The organism is Streptomyces sp. NPDC023573, assembly GCF_055559735.1.
This window is the reverse complement of record NZ_JBVHKB010000011.1, coordinates 154647-174889: the sequence shown is the minus strand read 5'-3', so window position 1 is coordinate 174889 and position 20243 is coordinate 154647. Positions and strand designations below refer to the sequence as shown.

The 20243-nt window shown below is 70.4% G+C and carries 20 protein-coding genes; 16 read left to right on the top strand and 4 right to left on the bottom strand.

Annotated features, from left to right (window positions below):
- Window positions 1–70 precede the first annotated feature (70 nt).
- Window positions 71–1195, top strand: coding sequence for a ferrochelatase (locus ACZ32T_RS30350; protein ID WP_467270343.1), 1125 nt, complete (start codon window positions 71–73; stop codon window positions 1193–1195).
- Between the two features lie 72 nt (window positions 1196–1267).
- Window positions 1268–2068, top strand: a complete 801-nt coding sequence (locus ACZ32T_RS30345; RefSeq protein ID WP_401631682.1) for an inositol monophosphatase family protein — start codon at window positions 1268–1270, stop codon at window positions 2066–2068.
- A 101-nt stretch (window positions 2069–2169) separates the two neighbouring features.
- Here ACZ32T_RS30345 and ACZ32T_RS30340 read toward each other — a convergent pair whose 3' ends face one another.
- Window positions 2170–2343: a hypothetical protein gene (locus tag ACZ32T_RS30340; protein WP_164992724.1), complete on the bottom strand. Its 174-nt coding sequence runs from the start codon at window positions 2341–2343 to the stop codon at window positions 2170–2172.
- A gap of 362 nt (window positions 2344–2705) precedes the next feature.
- Between ACZ32T_RS30340 and ACZ32T_RS30335 the strand changes: the two genes are divergently transcribed.
- From ACZ32T_RS30335 to ACZ32T_RS30320, 4 genes are all read left to right on the top strand, one after another.
- On the top strand, window positions 2706–3359 hold the full coding sequence (locus tag ACZ32T_RS30335) for a response regulator transcription factor (protein ID WP_031089418.1): 654 nt from the start codon (window positions 2706–2708) through the stop codon (window positions 3357–3359).
- A gap of 7 nt (window positions 3360–3366) precedes the next feature.
- Window positions 3367–4608, top strand: a complete 1242-nt coding sequence (locus ACZ32T_RS30330; protein WP_467270339.1) for a sensor histidine kinase — start codon at window positions 3367–3369, stop codon at window positions 4606–4608.
- A 404-nt stretch (window positions 4609–5012) separates the two neighbouring features.
- Window positions 5013–5309, top strand: a complete 297-nt coding sequence (locus ACZ32T_RS30325; protein ID WP_003965732.1) for a DUF4193 domain-containing protein — start codon at window positions 5013–5015, stop codon at window positions 5307–5309.
- Between the two features lie 12 nt (window positions 5310–5321).
- Complete coding sequence (locus tag ACZ32T_RS30320) at window positions 5322–6281, top strand: hypothetical protein (RefSeq protein WP_467270337.1); 960 nt, start codon at window positions 5322–5324, stop codon at window positions 6279–6281.
- A 4-nt stretch (window positions 6282–6285) separates the two neighbouring features.
- On the opposite strand, the gene ACZ32T_RS30315 is transcribed toward ACZ32T_RS30320, so the two are convergent.
- Complete coding sequence (locus tag ACZ32T_RS30315; RefSeq protein WP_467270335.1) at window positions 6286–6741, bottom strand: DUF3093 domain-containing protein; 456 nt, start codon at window positions 6739–6741, stop codon at window positions 6286–6288.
- A 58-nt stretch (window positions 6742–6799) separates the two neighbouring features.
- On the opposite strand from ACZ32T_RS30315, the gene ACZ32T_RS30310 reads away from it, so the two are divergent.
- The 8 genes from ACZ32T_RS30310 to ACZ32T_RS30275 all read left to right on the top strand — a co-directional run bounded on the left by ACZ32T_RS30310 (window position 6800) and on the right by ACZ32T_RS30275 (window position 14304).
- Window positions 6800–7384, top strand: a complete 585-nt coding sequence (locus tag ACZ32T_RS30310) for a PaaI family thioesterase (RefSeq protein WP_356710287.1) — start codon at window positions 6800–6802, stop codon at window positions 7382–7384.
- Window positions 7384–7911, top strand: a complete 528-nt coding sequence (gene dut, locus ACZ32T_RS30305) for a dUTP diphosphatase (RefSeq protein ID WP_014153608.1) — start codon at window positions 7384–7386, stop codon at window positions 7909–7911. Before ACZ32T_RS30310 ends, dut begins: the two co-directional genes overlap by 1 nt.
- A gap of 1 nt (window position 7912) precedes the next feature.
- Window positions 7913–8680, top strand: a complete 768-nt coding sequence (locus tag ACZ32T_RS30300) for a DUF3710 domain-containing protein (protein ID WP_467270332.1) — start codon at window positions 7913–7915, stop codon at window positions 8678–8680.
- 153 nt (window positions 8681–8833) lie between these two features.
- Window positions 8834–9568, top strand: a complete 735-nt coding sequence (locus tag ACZ32T_RS30295; protein WP_467270330.1) for an ABC transporter ATP-binding protein — start codon at window positions 8834–8836, stop codon at window positions 9566–9568.
- A 138-nt stretch (window positions 9569–9706) separates the two neighbouring features.
- Complete coding sequence (locus ACZ32T_RS30290; protein ID WP_467270328.1) at window positions 9707–12250, top strand: DUF4118 domain-containing protein; 2544 nt, start codon at window positions 9707–9709, stop codon at window positions 12248–12250.
- Window positions 12251–12305: 55 nt separating this feature from the next.
- On the top strand, window positions 12306–13013 hold the full coding sequence (locus ACZ32T_RS30285) for a response regulator (RefSeq protein WP_356710295.1): 708 nt from the start codon (window positions 12306–12308) through the stop codon (window positions 13011–13013).
- A 70-nt stretch (window positions 13014–13083) separates the two neighbouring features.
- Window positions 13084–13497 (top strand): OB-fold nucleic acid binding domain-containing protein, encoded by a 414-nt coding sequence (locus tag ACZ32T_RS30280; protein ID WP_356710297.1) that lies wholly within the window; start codon window positions 13084–13086, stop codon window positions 13495–13497.
- 3 nt (window positions 13498–13500) lie between these two features.
- Entirely contained in the window at window positions 13501–14304 is an 804-nt protein-coding gene (locus tag ACZ32T_RS30275) for a DUF3159 domain-containing protein (protein ID WP_467370206.1), read from the top strand.
- A gap of 110 nt (window positions 14305–14414) precedes the next feature.
- Here the strand turns inward: ACZ32T_RS30275 and ACZ32T_RS30270 are convergent, their stop codons facing one another.
- On the bottom strand, window positions 14415–15092 hold the full coding sequence (locus ACZ32T_RS30270; protein WP_322983383.1) for a potassium channel family protein: 678 nt from the start codon (window positions 15090–15092) through the stop codon (window positions 14415–14417).
- Window positions 15092–15760: a potassium channel family protein gene (locus ACZ32T_RS30265; RefSeq protein ID WP_356710301.1), complete on the bottom strand. Its 669-nt coding sequence runs from the start codon at window positions 15758–15760 to the stop codon at window positions 15092–15094. The genes ACZ32T_RS30270 and ACZ32T_RS30265 overlap by 1 nt, the downstream gene beginning before the upstream one ends.
- Window positions 15761–16125: 365 nt before the next feature.
- Between ACZ32T_RS30265 and ACZ32T_RS30260 the strand changes: the two genes are divergently transcribed.
- Together ACZ32T_RS30260 and ACZ32T_RS30255 are read left to right on the top strand one after the other, a co-directional pair.
- Complete coding sequence (locus ACZ32T_RS30260; RefSeq protein ID WP_467273476.1) at window positions 16126–18174, top strand: APC family permease; 2049 nt, start codon at window positions 16126–16128, stop codon at window positions 18172–18174.
- Between the two features lie 111 nt (window positions 18175–18285).
- Window positions 18286–19674, top strand: a complete 1389-nt coding sequence (locus ACZ32T_RS30255; RefSeq protein ID WP_467370203.1) for a class I SAM-dependent RNA methyltransferase — start codon at window positions 18286–18288, stop codon at window positions 19672–19674.
- The last annotated feature ends 569 nt before the right edge of the window (window positions 19675–20243 follow it).

Sequence of the window (20243 nt, the reverse complement as noted above, 5' to 3'; positions counted from 1 at the left end):
GCTTACGGGCGCGGCGGACCCGCCGACGGCGGTTGCCGCACTGTCGGCGGCGGGTGGCAGGATCGGGTGCATGTCCGATCTGCGTGGTCCCGCTCCCTACGACGCCCTGCTGCTGCTCTCCTTCGGTGGTCCCGAAGGCCCCGACGACGTGGTCCCGTTCCTGGCGAACGTGACGCGCGGCCGGGGCATCCCCGAAGAACGGCTCAAGGAGGTCGGCAAGCACTATTTCCTCTTCGGCGGCGTGAGCCCGATCAACGCCCAGAACAGGGCGCTGCTGGACGCACTGCGCAAGGACTTCGCGGATCACGGCCTGGAGCTGCCCGTCTACTGGGGCAACCGCAACTGGGCCCCGTATCTCACCGACGCCCTCCGCGAGATGATCACGGACGGTCACCGCCGGATCGCCGTGCTCGCCACCAGCGCCTACGCCTCGTACTCCGGCTGCCGTCAGTACCGCGAGAATCTGGCCGAATCGCTGTCCGCGCTGGAGGCCGAAGGGCTCCCGGTGCCCCGGGTGGACAAGCTCCGGCACTACTTCGACCACCCCGGGTTCGTACGGCCCATGGTGGACGGCGTGCTCGCGTCGCTGGCCGATCTCCCCGAGGACGTCAGGGCGGGGGCGCACCTCGCGTTCAGCACCCACTCCATCCCGGTGTCGGCGGCCGACACCTCCGGGCCGGTGGAGACCCACGGCGACGGTGGCTCCTACGTGGCCGAGCACCTGGAGGTCGCCCGGCTGATCGCCGAGGCCGTGCGCGAGGAGACCGGCGTCGAACACCCGTGGCAGCTCGTCTACCAGTCGCGCAGCGGCGCCCCGCACATCCCGTGGCTGGAGCCCGACATCTGCGACCACCTGGAGGCACTGCACGGCGACGGTGTCCCGGCGGTCGTCATGGCACCCATCGGCTTCGTCTCGGACCACATGGAAGTGCTGTACGACCTCGACACGGAGGCCACCGCGAAGGCCGCCGAGCTCGGACTGCCCGTGCGCCGGTCCGCGACGGTGGGCGCGGACCCCCGTTTCGCCGCCGCCGTGCGTGAGCTCCTCCTGGAGCGCGCCGCCGCCGAGCAGGGCCGCCCGGTCGCGCCGTGCGCCCTGGGGACACTCGGCCCCTCCCACGACCTCTGTCCGGTCGGCTGCTGCCCGGCCAGGGCCCCCAAGCCGGCCGCCGCAGGTGCCGACAGCCCGTTCTAGCCACCGCCCGCATCCCCGCCGCCCCGGGCGCCGACAGGCCCGACCGGCCCCGCGAACCACCTCTGGAGCGTTGTGACCGACCCCCTCCTGTCCGAACTGCTCGACCTCGCCCTGGAAGCGGCCCGCCGGGCGGGCGCGCTCCTGCGTGACGGCCGCCCCGCCGACCTCGGGGTGGCCGCGACGAAGTCCAGCCCGATCGACGTCGTCACGGAGATGGACATCCGGGCGGAGAAGCTGATCACCGGCTACCTCTCCGAGCACCGCCCCGCCGACGGCTTCCTGGGGGAGGAGGGCGCCAGCGCCGAGGGCACCAGCGGCATCCGGTGGGTCATCGACCCGCTCGACGGCACGGTGAACTACCTCTACGGCCTTCCGACCTGGTCCGTCTCCATCGCGGCCGAGCGGGACGGCGAACGGGTCGTCGGCGTCGTCGAGGCCCCGATGCGGCGGGAGACGTTCCACGCGGTGCTCGGCGGCGGTGCGTACGGGAACGGCGACGCGCTGCGCTGCCGCCCCACGGCCCCCTTCGACCAGGCCCTGGTGTCGACCGGCTTCAACTACGTCACCGAGGTCCGCACCCATCAGGCCGCCGTGGCCCAGCAGCTCATCCCGCGACTGCGTGACATCCGCCGCGGCGGGTCCGCGGCCGTCGACCTGTGCGACGTGGCGGCCGGCCGGCTCGACGGCTACTACGAGCGCGGACTGCACCCGTGGGACGTCGCGGCGGGCGATCTCATCGCCCGGGAGGCGGGAGCCCTCACCGGGGGGCGGCCGGGCCGGCCGGCCGACGGGGACCTGACGGTCGCGGCGACCCCCGGCGTCTTCGAGCCCCTGCAGGCGCTCCTGGAGGAGCTGGGTGCCTGGCACGACTGAGGTACACCCTCTCGGGGCCCTCACGGGCCCCAGGGAGGATGCCGGTACGGCGAGAGGGCCCCGGAGAGCCATCACGGCTCCCGGGGCCCTCTCGTGGCGTCTCAGACGCTCGTGGCGCCGATTTCCACGCCGTGCTCGGCGGCGAGGCGGTGCAGGTCGTCGAGCTCTCCCTGCTCGACATCCGCGAGGAAGTCGTCGCCCGTCTCGCGAGCCCTCGTGAGGTCGGACTCGGTGGTCTTGATTCGTTGCAGCAGACCTGCGGTGAAAGCGTCCATGAAGCGCCCCCTCGTCGTGGGTCGGTGGCACGGGGGTGTGCCCGGTGGTCCTCCGGCCCACGGGCCGGAGTGCGGGTGATCACGCAGTCCCTCTGGATGCGGGACGGGCTGTGGTACGCCACATGCAGGGCGTGATCGCGGGTGTGAGAGCGTCCTCCCCGCCGCCCGCCCGCGAGAAACCTCAACTGTCGTGGAAATCCGCTCAATTCCCTGGAGCGGAGGACCGGGCCGCGCCGTCTTACCGCCGGTTTATGCGCGTTACGGGCAGGATGGACGCGCACAGTCGGTGCCGCTGACGTGCTGCGAGCGGCCGGAACGAGGGCCACTCGCCGTTTTTCGAAGATCTAGGGAAGGACTGCGCCGTGCGCGTACTCGTCGTCGAGGACGAGCAGCTGCTCGCCGATGCGGTGGCCACCGGGCTGCGCCGGGAGGCCATGGCCGTCGACGTCGTCTACGACGGAGCGGCGGCCCTCGAGCGCGTCGGGGTGAACGACTACGACGTCGTCGTGCTGGACCGGGACCTTCCGGTGGTGCACGGGGACGACGTCTGCCGCAAGATCGTCGAGCTCGGCATGCCCACCCGGGTGCTCATGCTCACCGCCTCCGGTGACGTCAGCGACCGCGTCGAAGGCCTGGAGCTGGGTGCGGACGACTACCTGCCCAAGCCCTTCGCCTTCAGCGAGCTGACGGCGCGGGTGCGCGCCCTGGGACGCCGCACCACGGTCGCGCTGCCGCCCGTGCTGGAGCGGGCCGGCATCAAGCTCGACCCCAACCGCCGCGAGGTCTTCCGGGACGAGCAGGAGATCCAGCTCGCCCCGAAGGAGTTCGCCGTCCTGGAGGTCCTGATGCGCAGCGAGGGCGCGGTCGTCTCGGCCGAGCAGCTGCTGGAGAAGGCGTGGGACGAGAACACCGACCCGTTCACCAACGTGGTGCGGGTGACGGTCATGACCCTGCGCCGCAAGCTCGGCGAGCCGCCCGTCATCGTCACCGTCCCCGGCTCCGGATACCGGATCTGAGGGCGTGATGGCAGCTTCACCGGCCCCCATGAAGGCACCCCCCAAGCCGACCTGGGAACCCAAGGCGCAGGAGTCCCCGTACCCCTGGCTCAGGCCGACCATCCGGATACGGCTCACGCTGCTGTACGGCGGCATGTTCCTGATCGCGGGCATCCTCCTGCTGTCGATCATCTACATGCTGGCGGCGCAGGCCCTGCACGACGCCGGCGGCCCGGCCTTCCAGGTCTCCGGCACCAACGTCCAGATCTCCAGCGACACCTGTCCGCAGCTCGGCTCGGCCCAGAACAACGGCCAGCTCAACGAGGCGATCAAGAACTGCACCGCGGCCCAGCGCCAGCACGCCCTCGACTCCCTGCTGAACAGGGCGCTGCTGGCCCTCGTGGGCCTCAGCATCATCGCCTTCGCCTTCGGCTACGCCATGGCAGGCCGTGTCCTGTCCCCGCTGGGCCGGATCACCCGCACCGCCCGCCGGGTGGCGGGGACGGACCTCTCCCGCCGGATCGAGCTGGACGGCCCCGACGACGAGCTGAAGGAGCTCGCGGACACCTTCGACGAGATGCTGGACCGTCTGGAGCGGGCCTTCACCGCCCAGCAGCGGTTCGTGGGGAACGCCTCGCACGAGCTGCGTACGCCCCTCGCGATCAACCGCACGCTCCTGGAGGTCCATCTCTCCGATCCGGAGGCATCAGCGGAGCTCCATCAGCTGGGCAAGACGCTCCTGGCCACCAACGAGCGCAGCGAACAACTGGTCGAAGGGCTGCTGCTGCTCGCCCGCAGCGACAACCAGATCGTCGAGCGCAAGCCCGTGGACCTGGCCGAGGTCGCCGACCGCGCCATCGACCAGACCAGGGCCGAAGCGGCGGCCAAGGGGGTCGAGGTCCGCGGCGAGCGGGCCCAGGCCGTCGTCCAGGGCAACGGTGTGCTCCTGGAACGGATCGCCCTGAACCTCGTGCAGAACGCCGTGCGCTACAACGTGGCGGAGGGCGGCTGGGTGGAGACCACCACCGAGCTCAGCCACGGACAGGCGCTCCTGACGGTCTCGAACACCGGACCCGTGGTGCCCGCCTACGAGATCGACAACCTCTTCGAGCCGTTCAGGCGGCTGCGCACCGAGCGCACGGGCAGCGACAAGGGGGTGGGGCTCGGCCTGTCGATCGCGCGATCCGTCGCGCGGGCGCACGGAGGCCGTATCATCGCGGAGCCCCGCGAGGGCGGCGGTCTCGTGATGCGCGTCACCCTGCCCGTCTGAGAGGCTTCACGGTGTGAACCCGCATTGGATCGCTCTGTTCGCTTTGGGCGGAATTTTCGGACCCTGTTTCCGCTCTGTCCCTGTGTGATCGATCACAGGGGCGCTTTCCGGCCCCTCTACTCTCCGTGACCACAACTATGTCCGAAAGCCTGGAAACGTCCGGGTTTCCGGGGGTCGGTATCACGGGAAGTACACGGGGTGGCGCCCGTGAACTGCAGCAATCGGACCGTGTACGGTCCCCATCGCCACCCAAGCTGATCGCTCACGAGGGATCCGGTTGGGTGTCGATTGAGTAACAGACCTTGATGTGAGGCAAAATCTCCGCCTCAGGTCGGGCACAAGTCCGGCCTCTCACGCGTTACGTGCGCTGAGACACCGCAGACACCCATGAGGGGGAGAGCGACATGGCAACGGATTACGACACCCCACGCAAGACCGACGACGACGTGGACCAGGACAGCCTCGAAGAGCTCAAGGCTCGTCGGAGCGACAAGACGGCATCCGCCGTCGACGTGGACGAGTTCGACGCGGCAGAGGGACTGGAGCTGCCCGGCGCAGACCTGTCCAACGAAGAGCTGGCCGTGCGGGTTCTGCCCAAGCAGGCCGATGAGTTCACCTGCATGAGCTGTTTCCTCGTGCACCACCGGAGCCAGCTGGCACGCGAGAAGAACGGCCAGCCCATCTGCCGCGACTGCGACTGAGGCCGGCCGGCCGTGGCAGGCGACACACCGTTCCGGAAGCGGCGCTTGCGGCGCACGAAGTCGTCGGAGGCACATCAGGGCGGCACAGGCCCGGCAGAGGGCGAGAACCCCGCTGCCGAGCACCAGGCCGCCCTGCCTGCCTCTCCCGGCACACCACCTGACGACGAGCGGGGCCGTCCGGCCTCGCTCGAAGCGGTAAGGGCGACGGAGCCGTCACCCGGGCCCGGGCAGGACGGACCGGGGGAGACCCCGAAGGGTTCCGGCCCCCTGCACACACTGAAACGAGGCGTTCGCAAGAGCCGGGAGAGCGCCACGGCAGCGGTCGGCATGGTGGCCGACCGCATCATCGACACGGCTCCCCGGGTCCCCGTGCGGGACCTCGCCACCCTGCGCAGACAGTTCCCGGGACTCGGTCCGGAACAGCTCGCCGACAAGCTCGTCGCGGGCGCCTGCAACGCGACGGCGACCGTCGGCGCGGGCATCGGGGCGGCGGCGATGATGCCCGTACCCCCCGCCATGCTCGCCGAACTGGCGGCGGAGATCACGGGCGTGGCCGCCATCGAGATGAAGCTGGTCGCCGAGCTCCACGAGGTCTACGGCCGGCGCCCGCCGGGCAATATCGGCCAGCGCAGCACCGCGTACCTGACGGCCTGGACGGAAGAGCGCGGCATCGACGTCTCACGCCCCACCACGCTCAACGCGGCGCTGGGCGGGCAGATGAAGCGCGAACTCCGCCAGCAGATCATGAAGCGCACCGTGCGCGACCTGCCGAACCTCATCCCGTTCATGATCGGCGCCGCCGTCGGCGCCCTGATGAACCGGCGGGACACCAGAAGGCTCGCCGACCGGGTCAGGAACGACCTGCGGCGCGGACAGATCCCCTGGGACCGTCTCCCGGAGCTCCCCCCGCTGGAACAGCCCGCGGAGCCCGCCCCGGAGCTGCCCGAGGGCCTGGACGACCCCGGACGCTGACCGCTCAGGCGGGTACGGGCGCGAGGGCCGTCACCAGCGCCTGCGGCTCCCGGGTCGACAGATAGAGATACGGCGTCGGGTCGTCCGGATCCGTGACCTTCACCCGCACCGCCGTCGGGACGTAGCTGCGCAGCAGCATGAACGCCCGGGGATCCGCCTTGTACGAGCGCCAGGCGCGCGCCTCGTCCCCGTCCAGCACCTCGGCGTCGCCGAGTGCTTCGAGGGGGATCCGGGCATCACCGGCGACGAGGGCGCCCGCCACGACCCGGATGCGCGCGGAACCGTACGAGCTCACGCCCACGCAGGCCGCGGCCGTGCCGGCGACCAGACCGCCGAGCATCGGCAGGACGCCGATGGGCAGGAGTACCAGCGCACAGGCGACGCCGATCCCGAAGGCGATGAGCCACCACGAACGGGGTGCGGTGAGACGTTCGTCGAAGGGGGGTGCGGAAGGCTGCATGAAAGCAAGCTTGGCACGGCGCGACCCGCGGCCGGCCGCGCGGGTAAGGTCTGCGGCTGTGAGTGGAACATCTGCACGTCTGACGCCCCCGGCCGGAGCGGTGAAGCCTGTCCGCCATCCCGATGCTCCCGAGCCCGGCGAGCTCCTCGGGTCCCACTACGAACACTGTTTCGGCTGTGGCGGCGGACAGCCGCACGGACTGCATCTCCAGGCGACGGCCGGAGAGGGCGTGAGCGTCACCGCCGAGTTCACCGTGAAGCCCGCCCATCAGGGCGCTCCGGGGCTGGCGCACGGCGGTGTCCTGGCCACGGCGATGGACGAGACGCTCGGCGCGCTGAGCTGGCTGCTGCGGGTCATCGCGGTGACCGGCCGGCTGGAGACCGACTACGTCCTGCCGGTGCCCGTCGGCACGGTGCTCTTCCTGGAGGCCGAAGTCACCGCGGTGCACGGCCGGAAGATCTACTGCCGCGCGACGGGTCGGACCGGCGGCCCCGAAGGGCCTGTCGCGGTCCGCGCGGAAGCCCTCTTCATCGAGGTGAAGGTGGACCACTTCATCGACAACGGGCGGCCGGAGGAGATCCAGGCCGCGATGTCCGATCCGAACCAGGTCAGGCGCGCCCGCGCCTTCGAGGTGAACCCCTGATGCGCCACCCCGTCGACGTACTCATCCGCAGGGTCGACCCGGACGTGCCGATTCCCGGCTACGGACACCCGGGTGACGCCGGTGCCGACCTGGTCACCACGGAGGCGGCCGAGCTCGCCCCGGGCGAGCGGGCGGTGCTCCCCACCGGGGTGTCGATCGCCCTGCCCGACGGCTACGCCGCCTTCGTCCACCCCCGCTCCGGCCTCGCCGCCCGCTGCGGAGTGGCCCTCGTGAACGCCCCAGGGACGGTCGATGCCGGGTACCGTGGAGAGATCAAGGTCATCGTGGTCAATCTCGACCCACGCGAGACCGTGAGGTTCGAACGGTTCGACCGGATTGCCCAACTGGTCGTCCAGCAGGTCGAGAAGGTGCGCTTCCACGAGGTGACGGAACTTCCCGGCTCGGCGCGGGCCGAGGGGGGCTTCGGATCCACCGGCGGTCACGCCGCCGTGGACGGCGTCACGGGCGGTAACACCCAGGGTGGGAACAGCTACGCTTCGGTCGTATCCGACCGGGAAGGACGTTGACGTGTTCGGACGTCGCAAGAACAGTGGTTCCGCCAAGGACACGGCGGACGAAGCGCGCGAGGCCGAGCAGGTCGCCGACGAGCTCGACGACACCGCTGACGGCGGTTCGCGCCGCACCAACCTTCCGCCGGCCCCCCGCCCCAACGGGCCGTGGGACATCTCCGAGGTCTCCCAGCCCGGCGAGGGCCGGGTGGACCTGGGCGGCATCTTCGTGCCCGGGGTCGAGGGCATGGAGCTCCGCGTGGAGGTCGCCGGTGACGCGATCGTCGCGGCGACCGTCGTGCTGCGCGACAGCGCGGTCCAGCTGCAGGCTTTCGCCGCTCCCAAGAAGGAGGGCATCTGGGGCGAGGTGCGCGAGGAGATCGCCTCGGGCATCACCCAGCAGGGCGGGGTCATCGACGAGGTCGAGGGCCCGCTGGGCTGGGAACTGCGCGCCCAGGTCCCCGTGCAGCTTCCGGACGGGAAGAACGGCGTACAGCTGGTGCGCTTCATCGGCGTCGACGGACCGCGCTGGTTCCTGCGCGGGGTGATCTCCGGCCAGGGCGCCGTCCAGCCGGAGGCCGCCGGGCTCCTGGAGACGATCTTCCAGGACACCGTCGTCGTGCGTGGTGACGGTCCGATGGCGCCGCGTGACCCGATCGTCCTGAAGCTTCCCAACGACGCCCAGATGGTGCCCGAGGGCGTGCAGCAGGAGGACCAGGAGAACTCGAAGTTCTCCGGCGGCATGGGACAGCTCCAGCGCGGCCCCGAGATCACCGAGGTGCGCTGACCGCACCCCAGTTCGTTCCGGCCGGTGGGCCGTGCCCCGGGGAGGGGGCGCGGCCCACCGGCCTTTCCATTGCCTCACCGGCTGCCTCATGCACATACTGGCGGCTGCCTGAGGAGAGCGGTACACACGGCGGCGTACGCACGGGGGAGAGCGATGACACGGAGCACCGACGGACGGACCGGCACGGCCCTGGCCGAGAGCCCGGCCGACGGCCCCATGGTGAGGGTCGAGGACCTGCACCGTTCGTACGGGAGCGGCGCTGCCGCCGTACACGCCCTGCGGGGGGTCTCCTTCGAGATCCCCCGCGGAGAGCTCGTCGCGCTCAAGGGCCGGTCGGGATCGGGCAAGACCACCCTGCTCAACCTCGTCGGCGGGCTCGACGCACCCGACAGCGGCCGCATCACCGTCGGAGGCACGGACCTCTCCGGGCTGGGCGAGGACGGGCTGCTGGAGCTCCGCCGGGACAGGATCGGCTTCATCTTCCAGTCGTTCGGCCTGATCCCGATCCTGACCGCTGCGGAGAACGTCGGCGTACCCATGCGCCTGCGCAGGACCGACCCGCACGAGCGCGAGGAGCGCGTGGCGCTGCTGCTGTCCCTGGTGGGACTCGGTGACCACGCCCAGCAGCGGCCCGGGGAGCTCTCCGGCGGCCAGCAGCAGCGTGTGGCGATCGCCCGCGCGCTCGCCAACCGGCCCGCCCTCCTGATCGCCGACGAGCCCACCGGGCAGCTCGACGCGGAGACAGGGCTCGCGGTCATGCAGCTGCTGCGGGCGGTCGTGCGCAGCGAGGGCGTCACCGTCCTGGTCGCCACGCACGATCCGCAGCTGCTCGGCTTCGCCGACCGGGTCCTGGAGATCGGTGACGGAGACATCATCGAGCACGTCTGACCTGCTGAGCCCCGTCAGAATCGCGTCAATACGGACCCCCGGCGCACCCCTGAGGGCCCTGGGCGGGAGATTCCCGGGGTAGCTTCGGATCCGGCTCCCCGTATCTGCGGTGGCCGGTTCAGGGAAGACAATGGGGCCATGGGACGCGGCAAGCTACGGATCTACCTGGGTGCGGCACCCGGCGTCGGCAAGACCTACGCGATGCTGTCCGAAGCCCACCGACGGGTGGAGCGGGGCACGGACTGCGTCGTCGCGTTCATCGAGCACCACGACCGTCCGCGCACCGAGGTGCTGCTGCACGGCCTGGAGCAGATCCGGCGCCGTGACATCGAATACCGCTCCGCGGTCTTCGCCGAGATGGACGTCGACGCGGTGCTGGAAAGGGCGCCGGCCGTCGCCCTCGTGGACGAGCTCGCCCACACCAACGTGCCCGGCTCCCGCAACGCCAAGCGCTGGCAGGACGTCGAGGAACTCCTCAAGGCCGGCATCGACGTGGTGTCCACCGTCAACATCCAGCACCTGGAGTCCCTCGGCGACGTCGTGGAGTCGATAACAGGGGTGCGGCAGCAGGAGACCATTCCCGACGAGGTCGCCCGGCGGGCCGATCAGATCGAGCTTGTCGACATGTCGCCCCAGGCGCTGCGCCGGCGCATGGCCCACGGCAACATCTACCAGTCGGACAAGGTCGACGCCGCCCTGTCCAACTACTTCCGCCCCGGCAACCTGACCGCCCTGCGCGAGCTGGCGCTCCTCTGGGTCGCCGACCGGGTCGACGAGTACCTTCAGCAGTACCGCGGCGAACACGACATCAGCGCCCCCTGGCAGGCCCGTGAGCGCATCGTCGTCGGACTGACCGGCGGACCGGAGGGCCGTACGCTCATCCGCCGCGCCTCCCGGATGGCCGCGAAGGGCTCCGGCAGCGAGATCCTCGCGGTGTACATCGCCCGCAGCGACGGGCTGACCTCCGCGTCGCCCAAGGAGCTCGCCGTCCAGCGCACCCTCGTGGAGGACCTCGGGGGCACCTTCCACCACGTCATAGGCGACGACATACCCTCGGCGCTCCTCGCGTTCGCCCGGGGCGTCAACGCCACCCAGATCGTCCTCGGCTCCAGCCGGCGCAAGACCTGGCAGTACATCTACGGCCCCGGGGTCGGCGCCACGGTCGCCCGCGAGTCGGGACCCGACCTCGACGTGCACATCGTCACGCACGAGGAGGTCGCCAAGGGGCGCGGGCTGCCGATCGCGCGCGGGGTCCGGCTCAGCCGCACCCGCATCCTCTCCGGCTGGCTCGTCGGCGTCGGCGGGCCGTCCCTCCTGACCCTGCTCCTGCACGGAATGGAGAACGGGCCGGGACTCGCCAACGACGTCCTGCTCTTCCTCTTCCTGACCGTCGCCGCCGCGCTGCTCGGGGGCCTGGCCCCCGCGCTCGCCTCCGCCGCGGCGGGCTCCCTGCTGCTGAACTACTGGTTCACACCGCCCACCCACACCCTGACCGTCCAGGACCCGGAGAACTTCGTCGCCATCGTGATCTTCTTCGCGGTGGCGGTGGCGGTCGCCTCGGTGGTCGACCTGGCGGCCCGGCGCACCCACCAGGCCGCACGGCTGCGCGCCGAGTCGGAGATCCTCTCCACCCTCGCCGGCAGCGTCCTGCGGGGCGAGACCGCCCTGGACGCCCTGCTCGACCGGGTCCGTGAGACCTTCGGCATGGAATCCGTCGCCCTCCTGGAGCGGCAGAACGACGTCGAGCCCTGGACCTGCGCCGGATCCGTCGGGCCCGCGCCGGTGGCCCGGCCCGACGACGCGGATGTGGACATGCCCGTCGGCGACCACATGGCGCTGGCGCTCTCCGGCCGCGTGCTGCCCGCGGAGGACCGCCGGGTCCTCGGCGCCTTCGCCGCGCAGGCCGCGGTGGTGCTCGACCGGCAGCGTCTGGTGGGGGAGGCGGAGGCCGCCAGACGGCTCGCCGAGGGCAACCGGATCAGGACCGCGCTGCTCGCCGCCGTCAGCCACGACCTGCGTACCCCGCTGGCCGCCATCAAGGCAGCCGTGAGCTCCCTGCGCTCCGACGACGTCGCCTGGTCCGACGCGGACGAGGCGGAGCTCCTCGCGGCCATCGAGGACGGCGCCGACCGCCTGGATCACCTGGTCGGCAATCTGCTCGACATGTCCCGCCTGCAGACCGGGACGGTGACTCCGCTGATCCGTGAGCTCGACCTCGACGAGGTCGTCCCGATGGCCCTCGGCGGAGTACCCGAGGGCAGCGTCGAGCTGGACATCCCCGAAACGCTGCCCATGGTCGCCGTGGATCCCGGACTCCTGGAGCGGGCGGTCGCCAACATCGTCGAGAACGCCGTCAAGTACAGCCCCGGCCGGGAGCGCGTCACCGTCGCCGCCAGCTCCCTGGGCGAACGCGTCGAGCTGCGGGTGGCCGACCGGGGCCGCGGAGTCCCGGACGAGGCCAAGGAACGCATATTCGAGCCGTTCCAGCGTTACGGTGACGCCCCGCGCGGCGCCGGGGTCGGCCTCGGGCTCGCCGTCGCCCGGGGCTTCGTGGAGTCCATGGGCGGCACGCTGGACGCCGAGGACACCCCGGGCGGCGGCCTCACCATGGTCCTCACGCTCACGGCCGCGCCGGGACAGGTGCGGGCCGGTCCCGTCCCGCCCGTGCGCGTCGCCTCGTGAGATCGCCGCGGCGCGCCCCCGTCCCGTACACGTTCCAAGGAAAGGCAGGTCCACGATGACCCGGGTGCTCGTGGTCGACGACGAGCCGCAGATCGTGCGCGCCCTCGTGATCAATCTGAAGGCGCGCAGGTACGAGGTGGACGCGGCGCCCGACGGGGCGACCGCCCTCCAGCTCGCGGCGGCACGCCACCCCGACGTCGTCGTCCTCGACCTCGGGCTGCCGGACATGGACGGCGTCGAGGTGATCAGGGGCCTGCGCGGCTGGACCCGCGTGCCGATCCTCGTCCTCTCCGCACGCCACACCTCCGACGAGAAGGTCGAGGCCCTGGACGCCGGTGCCGACGACTACGTCACCAAGCCGTTCGGCATGGACGAACTGCTGGCACGGCTGCGCGCCGCCGTGCGCCGGGCCGAACCCGTCGGCCAGGACGTCGGCGACGACCTGGTGATCGTCGAGACCGAGGGTTTCACCGTCGACCTGTCGGCCAAGAAGGTGCACCGTGAAGGCCGCGACGTGCGGCTCACGCCCACCGAGTGGCACCTCCTGGAGGTCCTCGTCCGCAACGCCGGGCGGCTCGTCAGCCAGAAGCAGCTGCTCCAGGAGGTCTGGGGCCCCTCGTACGGCACCGAGACCAACTATCTGCGGGTCTACATGGCGCAGCTGCGCCGCAAGCTGGAGGCCGATCCCTCGCACCCCAGGCACTTCGTGACCGAGCCCGGCATGGGCTACCGCTTCGAGCGGGGACGATCCGTCCCGGAGTGACCGGCCTCACTCGTTCGGGTGGCATCCGTACGGGCCCGCCCCTGCCACAGGAGACCGGTACCCTTCGGGTATGAGCGCTGTTCCCCGATCCGAGAAGTCAGGCGGGACCTCGAGGTCCGGCCGCTTCCGACGCATGCTCGACCGGCTGTCCAGCTCCCAGGAGGACCTGGAGTCCGAGGAGCTGCAGGAGGACACGCACGCTTCGGGCTGCACGCGCATCTCCGAGTGCTCGGACCGCCAGATCGTCAAGGTCACTGGTACCTTGCGGACGGTCACCCTGCGGCCGCGTGCCGGAGTGCCCGCCCTGGAGGCGGAGCTCTTCGACGGCACCGCGCCGCTCGACGTGGTCTGGCTGGGCCGGCGTTCCATCGTCGGCATCGAGCCGGGCCGCAAGCTCATCGCGTCGGGCCGCGTGGCCATGAGCCACGGTCGCCGGGTGCTGTTCAACCCCAAATACGAACTCCGACCGCTCGGCAAGGAGTAGCCGGTGACGTCTCTCGACAAGCCGACGTCCGAAACGGACCAGCCCCACCGCACCGACCAGCAGGACACCGACGCGAAGGCGGTCACGGAAGCCGCGCTCTTCGAGGCCTTCGGCGGCGTTCGCGGCATGGTGGAGACAGTCCTGCCCGGGCTGCTCTTCGTCACGATCTACACCGTCAACAAGGACCTGAAGGCCTCGGCCATCGCCGCCCTCGTGGTCTCCCTGGCCCTCGTCGCCGTGCGGCTGATCCGCAAGGACACCGTCAAGCACGCCTTCAGCGGCGTCTTCGGTGTGGGCTTCGGCGTCGTCTTCGCGATGATGACGGGCAATGCCAAGGACTTCTATCTGCCGGGCATGATCTACACGCTCGGACTCGCCCTCGCGTACCTCGTGACCACGGTCGCCGGGGTGCCGCTGATCGGGCTGATCCTCGGCCCGGTCTTCAAGGAGAACCTCTCCTGGCGCACCAGGAACCCCGGCCGCAAGAAGGCGTACGCCAAGGCCAGCTACGCCTGGGGGCTGATCCTGCTCGCCAAGTGCGCGATCCTCTTCCCGCTGTACTGGTGGGCCGACACCGCTCAGCTCGGATGGGTGCTGGTCGCGCTCAAGATCCCGCCGTTCCTGCTCGCGGTGTATCTGACCTGGGTCTTCCTCGCCAAGGCGCCGCCGCCCATCGACGTCTTCGCCGAGATGGAGGCGGAGGAGCAGGCTGAGAAGGACCGCAAGGCGGCCCGGGACGGCCTGGCCACGGGCATGGCCGGCACGGATCACGACGCCGGCCCCGCCAGGCACCGGCGTACGGACTGATCCGGCGGGCCCGGACTCGGTCCGCCGCACGGAAGGGGCCCGGACCGTACGTCGACGACGTACGGTCCGGGCCCCTTCCGTGCGGCGGAACGCTTGCTCCCGGCCCTGCCTCAGTCCTCGGCGGGCTCGCGGCGGACCGACAGCAGGTCCTCCAGCTGTTCCTCGCGGGCCTGGGCGGCCACGAACAGCAGCTCGTCACCGGCCTCCAGAGTCTCCTCGGGGCTCGGCGTCAGCACCCGGGTGCCGCGGATGATCGTGACGAGCGAGGTGTCCTCGGGCCAGGCCACAGCACTCACCCGGATGCCGGCCAGCGCCGACTCCGGGGGCAGTGTGAGCTCGACCAGGTTGGCGTCGCCGTGGCTGAAGCGCAGCAGCCGGACGAGATCGCCGACGCTCACCGCCTCCTCGACCAGGGCGGACATCAGGCGCGGAGTGGAAACCGCGACGTCGACACCCCAGGACTCGTTGAACAGCCACTCGTTCTTCGGGTTGTTCACACGGGCCACCACCCGCGGCACGCCGTACTCGGTCTTCGCGAGCAGCGAGACGACCAGGTTGACCTTGTCGTCACCCGTCGAGGCGATCACGACATTGCACCGCTGGAGCGCCGCCTCGTCGAGCGACGTGATCTCGCAGGCGTCCGCGAGGAGCCACTCGGCCATCGGGACGCGTTCCACCGAGATGGCGGTCGGCGCCTTGTCGATCAGCAGCACCTCGTGCCCGTTCTCCAGGAGCTCGGCCGCGATGGAACGGCCCACCGCACCGGCCCCGGCAATCGCGACGCGCATCAGTGACCGCCCTCCTCGGGACCTTCGGCAAAGGCCTCCTCGACCTTCGCGATCTCGTCCGTACGCATCATCACGTGGACGAGGTCGCCCTCCTGCAGAACCGTCTGCGACGTGGGCAGTATGGCCTCACCCAACCGGGTGAGGAAGGCGACGCGGACGCCCGTCTCCTCCTGCAGTGTGCTGATCTTGTGCCCGATCCAGGACGGCGTGGTGTGCACCTCCGCGAGCTGCACACCGCCGCTCGGGTCGCGCCACAGCGGCTCCGCGCCCGACGGCAGCAGCCGCCGCAGCATCTGGTCCGCCGTCCAGCGGACCGTGGCGACCGTGGGGATGCCCAACCGCTGATAGACCTCGGCACGCCGCGGGTCGTAGATGCGCGCCGCGACGTTCTCGATGCCGAACATCTCGCGGGCCACGCGGGCGGCGATGATGTTGGAGTTGTCGCCGCTGCTGACGGCCGCGAACGCCCCGGCCTCCTCGATACCCGCCTCACGCAGGGTGTCCTGGTCGAAACCGACCCCGCTGACCCGCCTGCCGCCGAAGCCGGAACCGAGCCGGCGGAACGACGTGGGGTCCTGGTCGATCACGGCGACCGTGTGCCCCTGCTGCTCCAGGGTCTGCGCGAGGGCGGCTCCGACGCGCCCGCAGCCCATGATGACGATGTGCACCTCGCGCCTACCTCGCCGTCCTGGTCGTCCGGATGACCTGCGAAAACACCCTGCTCACACTTCTCTCTCAGCTTGCGGGGCAAACAATCGGGCAACCACCTTCGGCGTTGCCCGTGGATGAGCTTATGCGGCGACGCCCGGACCGCCTCATCCGAGTGTGCGTATCGCACGGGCCGATGAGCAAAGCGAGGCGGGCCACCGGGCGGGAGGGGAGCCACCGAGGGCCGACGCCGGTCCGCACCGCAAGGATTTCGTTAAGGATTCCATGGACTTTTGCGGTGAGGGCGGGTAATTATGAAGGTTTTCCGGGCGCAGAGGGGGTGGTGCCTCGGCGGCGTGTCCCCGCAGCGCTTACGATCCTCACCGTGTCCAAACTGACCGACGTGCCCAAACGGATCCTGATCGGCCGGGCGCTGCGCAGCGACAAGCTGGGGGAAACGCTCCTCCCCAAGCGCATCGCGCTCCCCGTCTTCGCATCCGACCCGCTGTCCTCCGTTGCGTACGCACCCGGAGAAGTCCTCCTCGTGCTGTCCATCGCGGGCGTGTCGGCATACCACTTCAGCCCGTGGATCGCGGTCGCGGTCGTGGTCCTGATGTTCACCGTCGTCGCCTCGTACCGGCAGAACGTGCGCGCCTACCCGAGCGGGGGAGGCGACTACGAGGTCGCCAACACCAACCTCGGCCCCAAGGCCGGCCTGACCGTCGCCAGCGCCCTCCTCGTCGACTACGTCCTCACCGTCGCCGTGTCGATCTCCTCGGGCGTGGAGAACCTCGGCTCCGCCATCCCCTTCGTCGTCGAGCACAAGACGTTCTGCGCCATAGGCGCCATCGTGCTCCTGACGCTGATGAACCTCCGGGGTGTCAAGGAGTCCGGCAAGCTCTTCGCCATCCCGACCTACCTGTTCGTGGCCGGGGTCTTCGTGATGATCCTCTGGGGCGCGTTCCGGGGGCTGGCCCTCGGCGACACCATGCACGCGCCCACCTCGGACTACGAGATCAAGCCCGAGCACCAGGGGCTCGCCGGCTTCGCCCTCGTCTTCCTGCTCCTGCGCGCCTTCTCCTCCGGATGCGCGGCCCTCACCGGCGTCGAGGCGATCAGCAACGGCGTACCCGCCTTCCGCAAGCCGAAGAGCAAGAACGCCGCGACCACCCTCGCGGCGATGGGCCTGCTGGCCGTCACCATGTTCTGCGGCATCATCGGCCTGGCCATGGCCACCGACGTGAAGATGGCGGAGAACCCCGCGAAGGACCTGCTCCACAACGGTGTCGCGGTCGGTGCGGATTTCACCCAGGACCCGGTCATCTCCCAGGTCGCCGCGGCGGTCTTCGGTGACGGGACGTTCCTCTTCGTCTTCCTCGCGGCGGCCACCGCCCTCGTGCTCTTCCTCGCGGCGAACACCGCGTACAACGGTTTCCCGCTGCTCGGCTCGATCCTCGCCCAGGACCGCTACCTGCCCCGCCAGCTGCACACCCGCGGTGACCGGCTCGCCTTCTCCAACGGCATCGTGCTCCTCGCCGGGGCCGCGATCCTGCTCGTCTGGATCTACGGGGCCGACTCGACCCGGCTGATCCAGCTCTACATCGTCGGAGTCTTCGTCTCCTTCACGCTCAGCCAGACCGGCATGGTGCGGCACTGGAACCGCCATCTGCGTACCGAGAAGGACCCGGCCGCGCGCCGGCACATGATCCGCTCCCGGGCGATCAACACCTTCGGCGCGTTCTTCACCGGACTGGTCCTGGTCGTCGTCCTGGCCACCAAGTTCACCCACGGCGCCTGGGTCGCGCTGCTCGGCATGGTGATCTTCTTCGGCACGATGACCGCGATCCGCAAGCACTACGACCGGGTCGCCGAGGAGATCGCCGCGTCCGACACCCCGTCCGACGACACCGTGAGGCCCTCGCGGGTCCACTCGATCGTCCTGGTCTCCAAGCTCCACCGGCCCACGCTGCGCGCACTCGCGTACGCCAAGCTGGTGCGCTCGGACCAGCTGGAGGCGCTGTCCATCAGCGTCGACCCGGAGGAGACCAAGGCGCTCAGGAACGACTGGGAGCGGCGCGGCATCGACATCCCGCTGAAGATCCTCGACTCGCCCTACCGCGAGGTGACCCGGCCGGTCATCGACTACGTCAAGAGCCTGCGCAAGGACCGCCCGCGCGACGTGATCAGCGTCTACATCCCCGAGTACGTGGTCGGCCACTGGTACGAGCACCTGCTGCACAACCAGAGCGCGCTGCGGCTCAAGGGCAGGCTCCTCTTCACACCCGGCGTGATGGTGACCTCGGTGCCCTACCAGCTGGAGTCCTCCGAGGCCGCGAAGGTGCGGGCCAGGAGGCGTGCGGACTGGATCGCCCCCGGGTCGGTACGCCGCGGCCCCGTGGAGCGGCGTCACAAGGATCCGAGCCAGAAGGGCTGACTCCGCGCTCCGCCTGTGGTAAGCGGCCGGCTTCCGTCCACGTAGACTGGTGGGCTGTTGTCCGGCCGTTTCGCCGTTTTCCCTCTTCCTGACCTCTGGAGCCACCCCCTCATGCAGAACGAATCCACGTCGCCGCAGACCGGGGAGTCGCAGGCCAAGGAGTCGCAGGTCAAGGAGTCGCAGACCGGGGAGGACCTGGTCGGCCGGGAGTACGAGGTCGAGGTGGGCCCCGTCGCCCACGGCGGCCACTGCATCGCCCGTACGTCCGAGGGCCAGGTGCTCTTCGTTCGCCACACCCTGCCCGGCGAGAAGGTCGTCGCCCGGGTCACCGAGGGCGGGAGCGATTCCCGTTTCCTGCGCGCCGACGCGGTCACGGTCGTCGAGGCGTCCAAGGACCGGGTCGAGGCACCCTGCCCGTACGCCGGGCCCGGTAAGTGCGGCGGCTGCGACTGGCAGCACGCCAAGCCCGGCGCCCAGCGCCGCCTCAAGGGCGAAGTGATCGCCGAGCAGCTCCAGCGCCTCGCGGGCCTCACGCCCGAGGAGGCCGGCTGGGACGGCACGGTCATGCCGGCGGAGGGCGACAAGCTCCCGCCGGGCGAGGTCCCCGCGTGGCGCACCCGTGTCCAGTACGCCGTCGACGCGGACGGCCTGGTCGGACTGCGCAAGCACCGTTCGCACGAGGTCCAGCCCATCGACCACTGCCTGATCGCCGCTCCCGGCGTCTCGGAGCTCGGCATCGAGAAGCAGGACTGGCCGCAGATGGCCACGGTGGAGGCGATCTCCGCCACGGGCTCCCACGACCGCCAGGTCATCCTGACCCCCCGCGAGGGCGGCCGCCTCCCGCTCGTCGAGCTCGACAAGCCCGTCTCCGTGCTCCGCGTCGACGAGAAGGACGGCGGCGTCCACCGGGTCCACGGCCGCGCCTTCGTCCGCGAGCGCGCTGACGACCGTACGTACCGCGTCGGCTCGGGCGGCTTCTGGCAGGTGCACCCGCAGGCGGCCGACACACTGGTCCGCGCCGTCATGCAGGGTCTGCTGCCGCGCAAGAACGACACGGCGCTGGACCTCTACTGCGGCGTCGGCCTGTTCGCCGGCGCCATCGGCCAGCGCATCGGCGAGAAGGGCGCGGTGCTGGGCATCGAGTCCGGCAAGCGCGCCGTCGAGGACGCCCGGCACAACCTGAAGGACCTCGACCGGGTCCGCATCGAACACGGCAAGGTAGACCAGGTGCTGCCGCGCACCGGCATCACGGAATGCGACCTGATCGTCCTGGACCCGCCGCGCGCGGGCGCGGGCAAGGCCACGGTCAAGCACCTGGCGTCGCTGGGCGCTCGCAAGATCGCGTACGTGGCGTGCGACCCGGCGGCGCTGGCACGGGACATCGCGTACTTCCGGGACGGGGGGTACCGGGTGCGGACGCTGCGGGCGTTCGACCTGTTCCCGATGACGCACCATGTGGAATGCGTGGCGATCCTGGAGCCTGCGGACAAGGGTGCCTGACCTGCCGCTTTGTGGTTCGGGTGGTTTGTTCGACCTGTTTCCCCCGGTACACGACGAGGAGTGCGTGCCATTCCGGGCAGACTGCTCTGACCTGCGGTTTCACCCACGACCGCAAGGGATGAGCCAGCTGCGGTGACTTTCTCCGGGGACTGTGCGCGACGGGCTGACGCTCACTTGGCGCCCGTTCTGAATGCGCGTCAGCCAAGGCTCGAGTTCACCGAGCCGCACAGGGCGTCGCGTCCTTGCTGAGGGTGCGATTCGTGGCCTCCTCGTGCCATCCGACTGCGGAGAGCCGCTAGCGATCACGATGCTCTGCGTCCGAGAAATAGACGACCGCGACGGCCAGAGCTGTTGTGGTGTCAGAGATGACTGGCTTACGTTTACTTCGGCGCAGCTGCCTCTGGGTATCACCGATGAGATCGAACCTCCAGGCCCTGCTGTCTCTGCAGGAGGTGAAGCCGCATCGGATGGAAGGGACGGCCTGATCGCGCAAGCGTGTCAGGAGTGACCGAGGGATCGCGCTGGGCGGAGCTGTTCTCGTCGCCCCGTCCACTGTTGATTACGGGTCA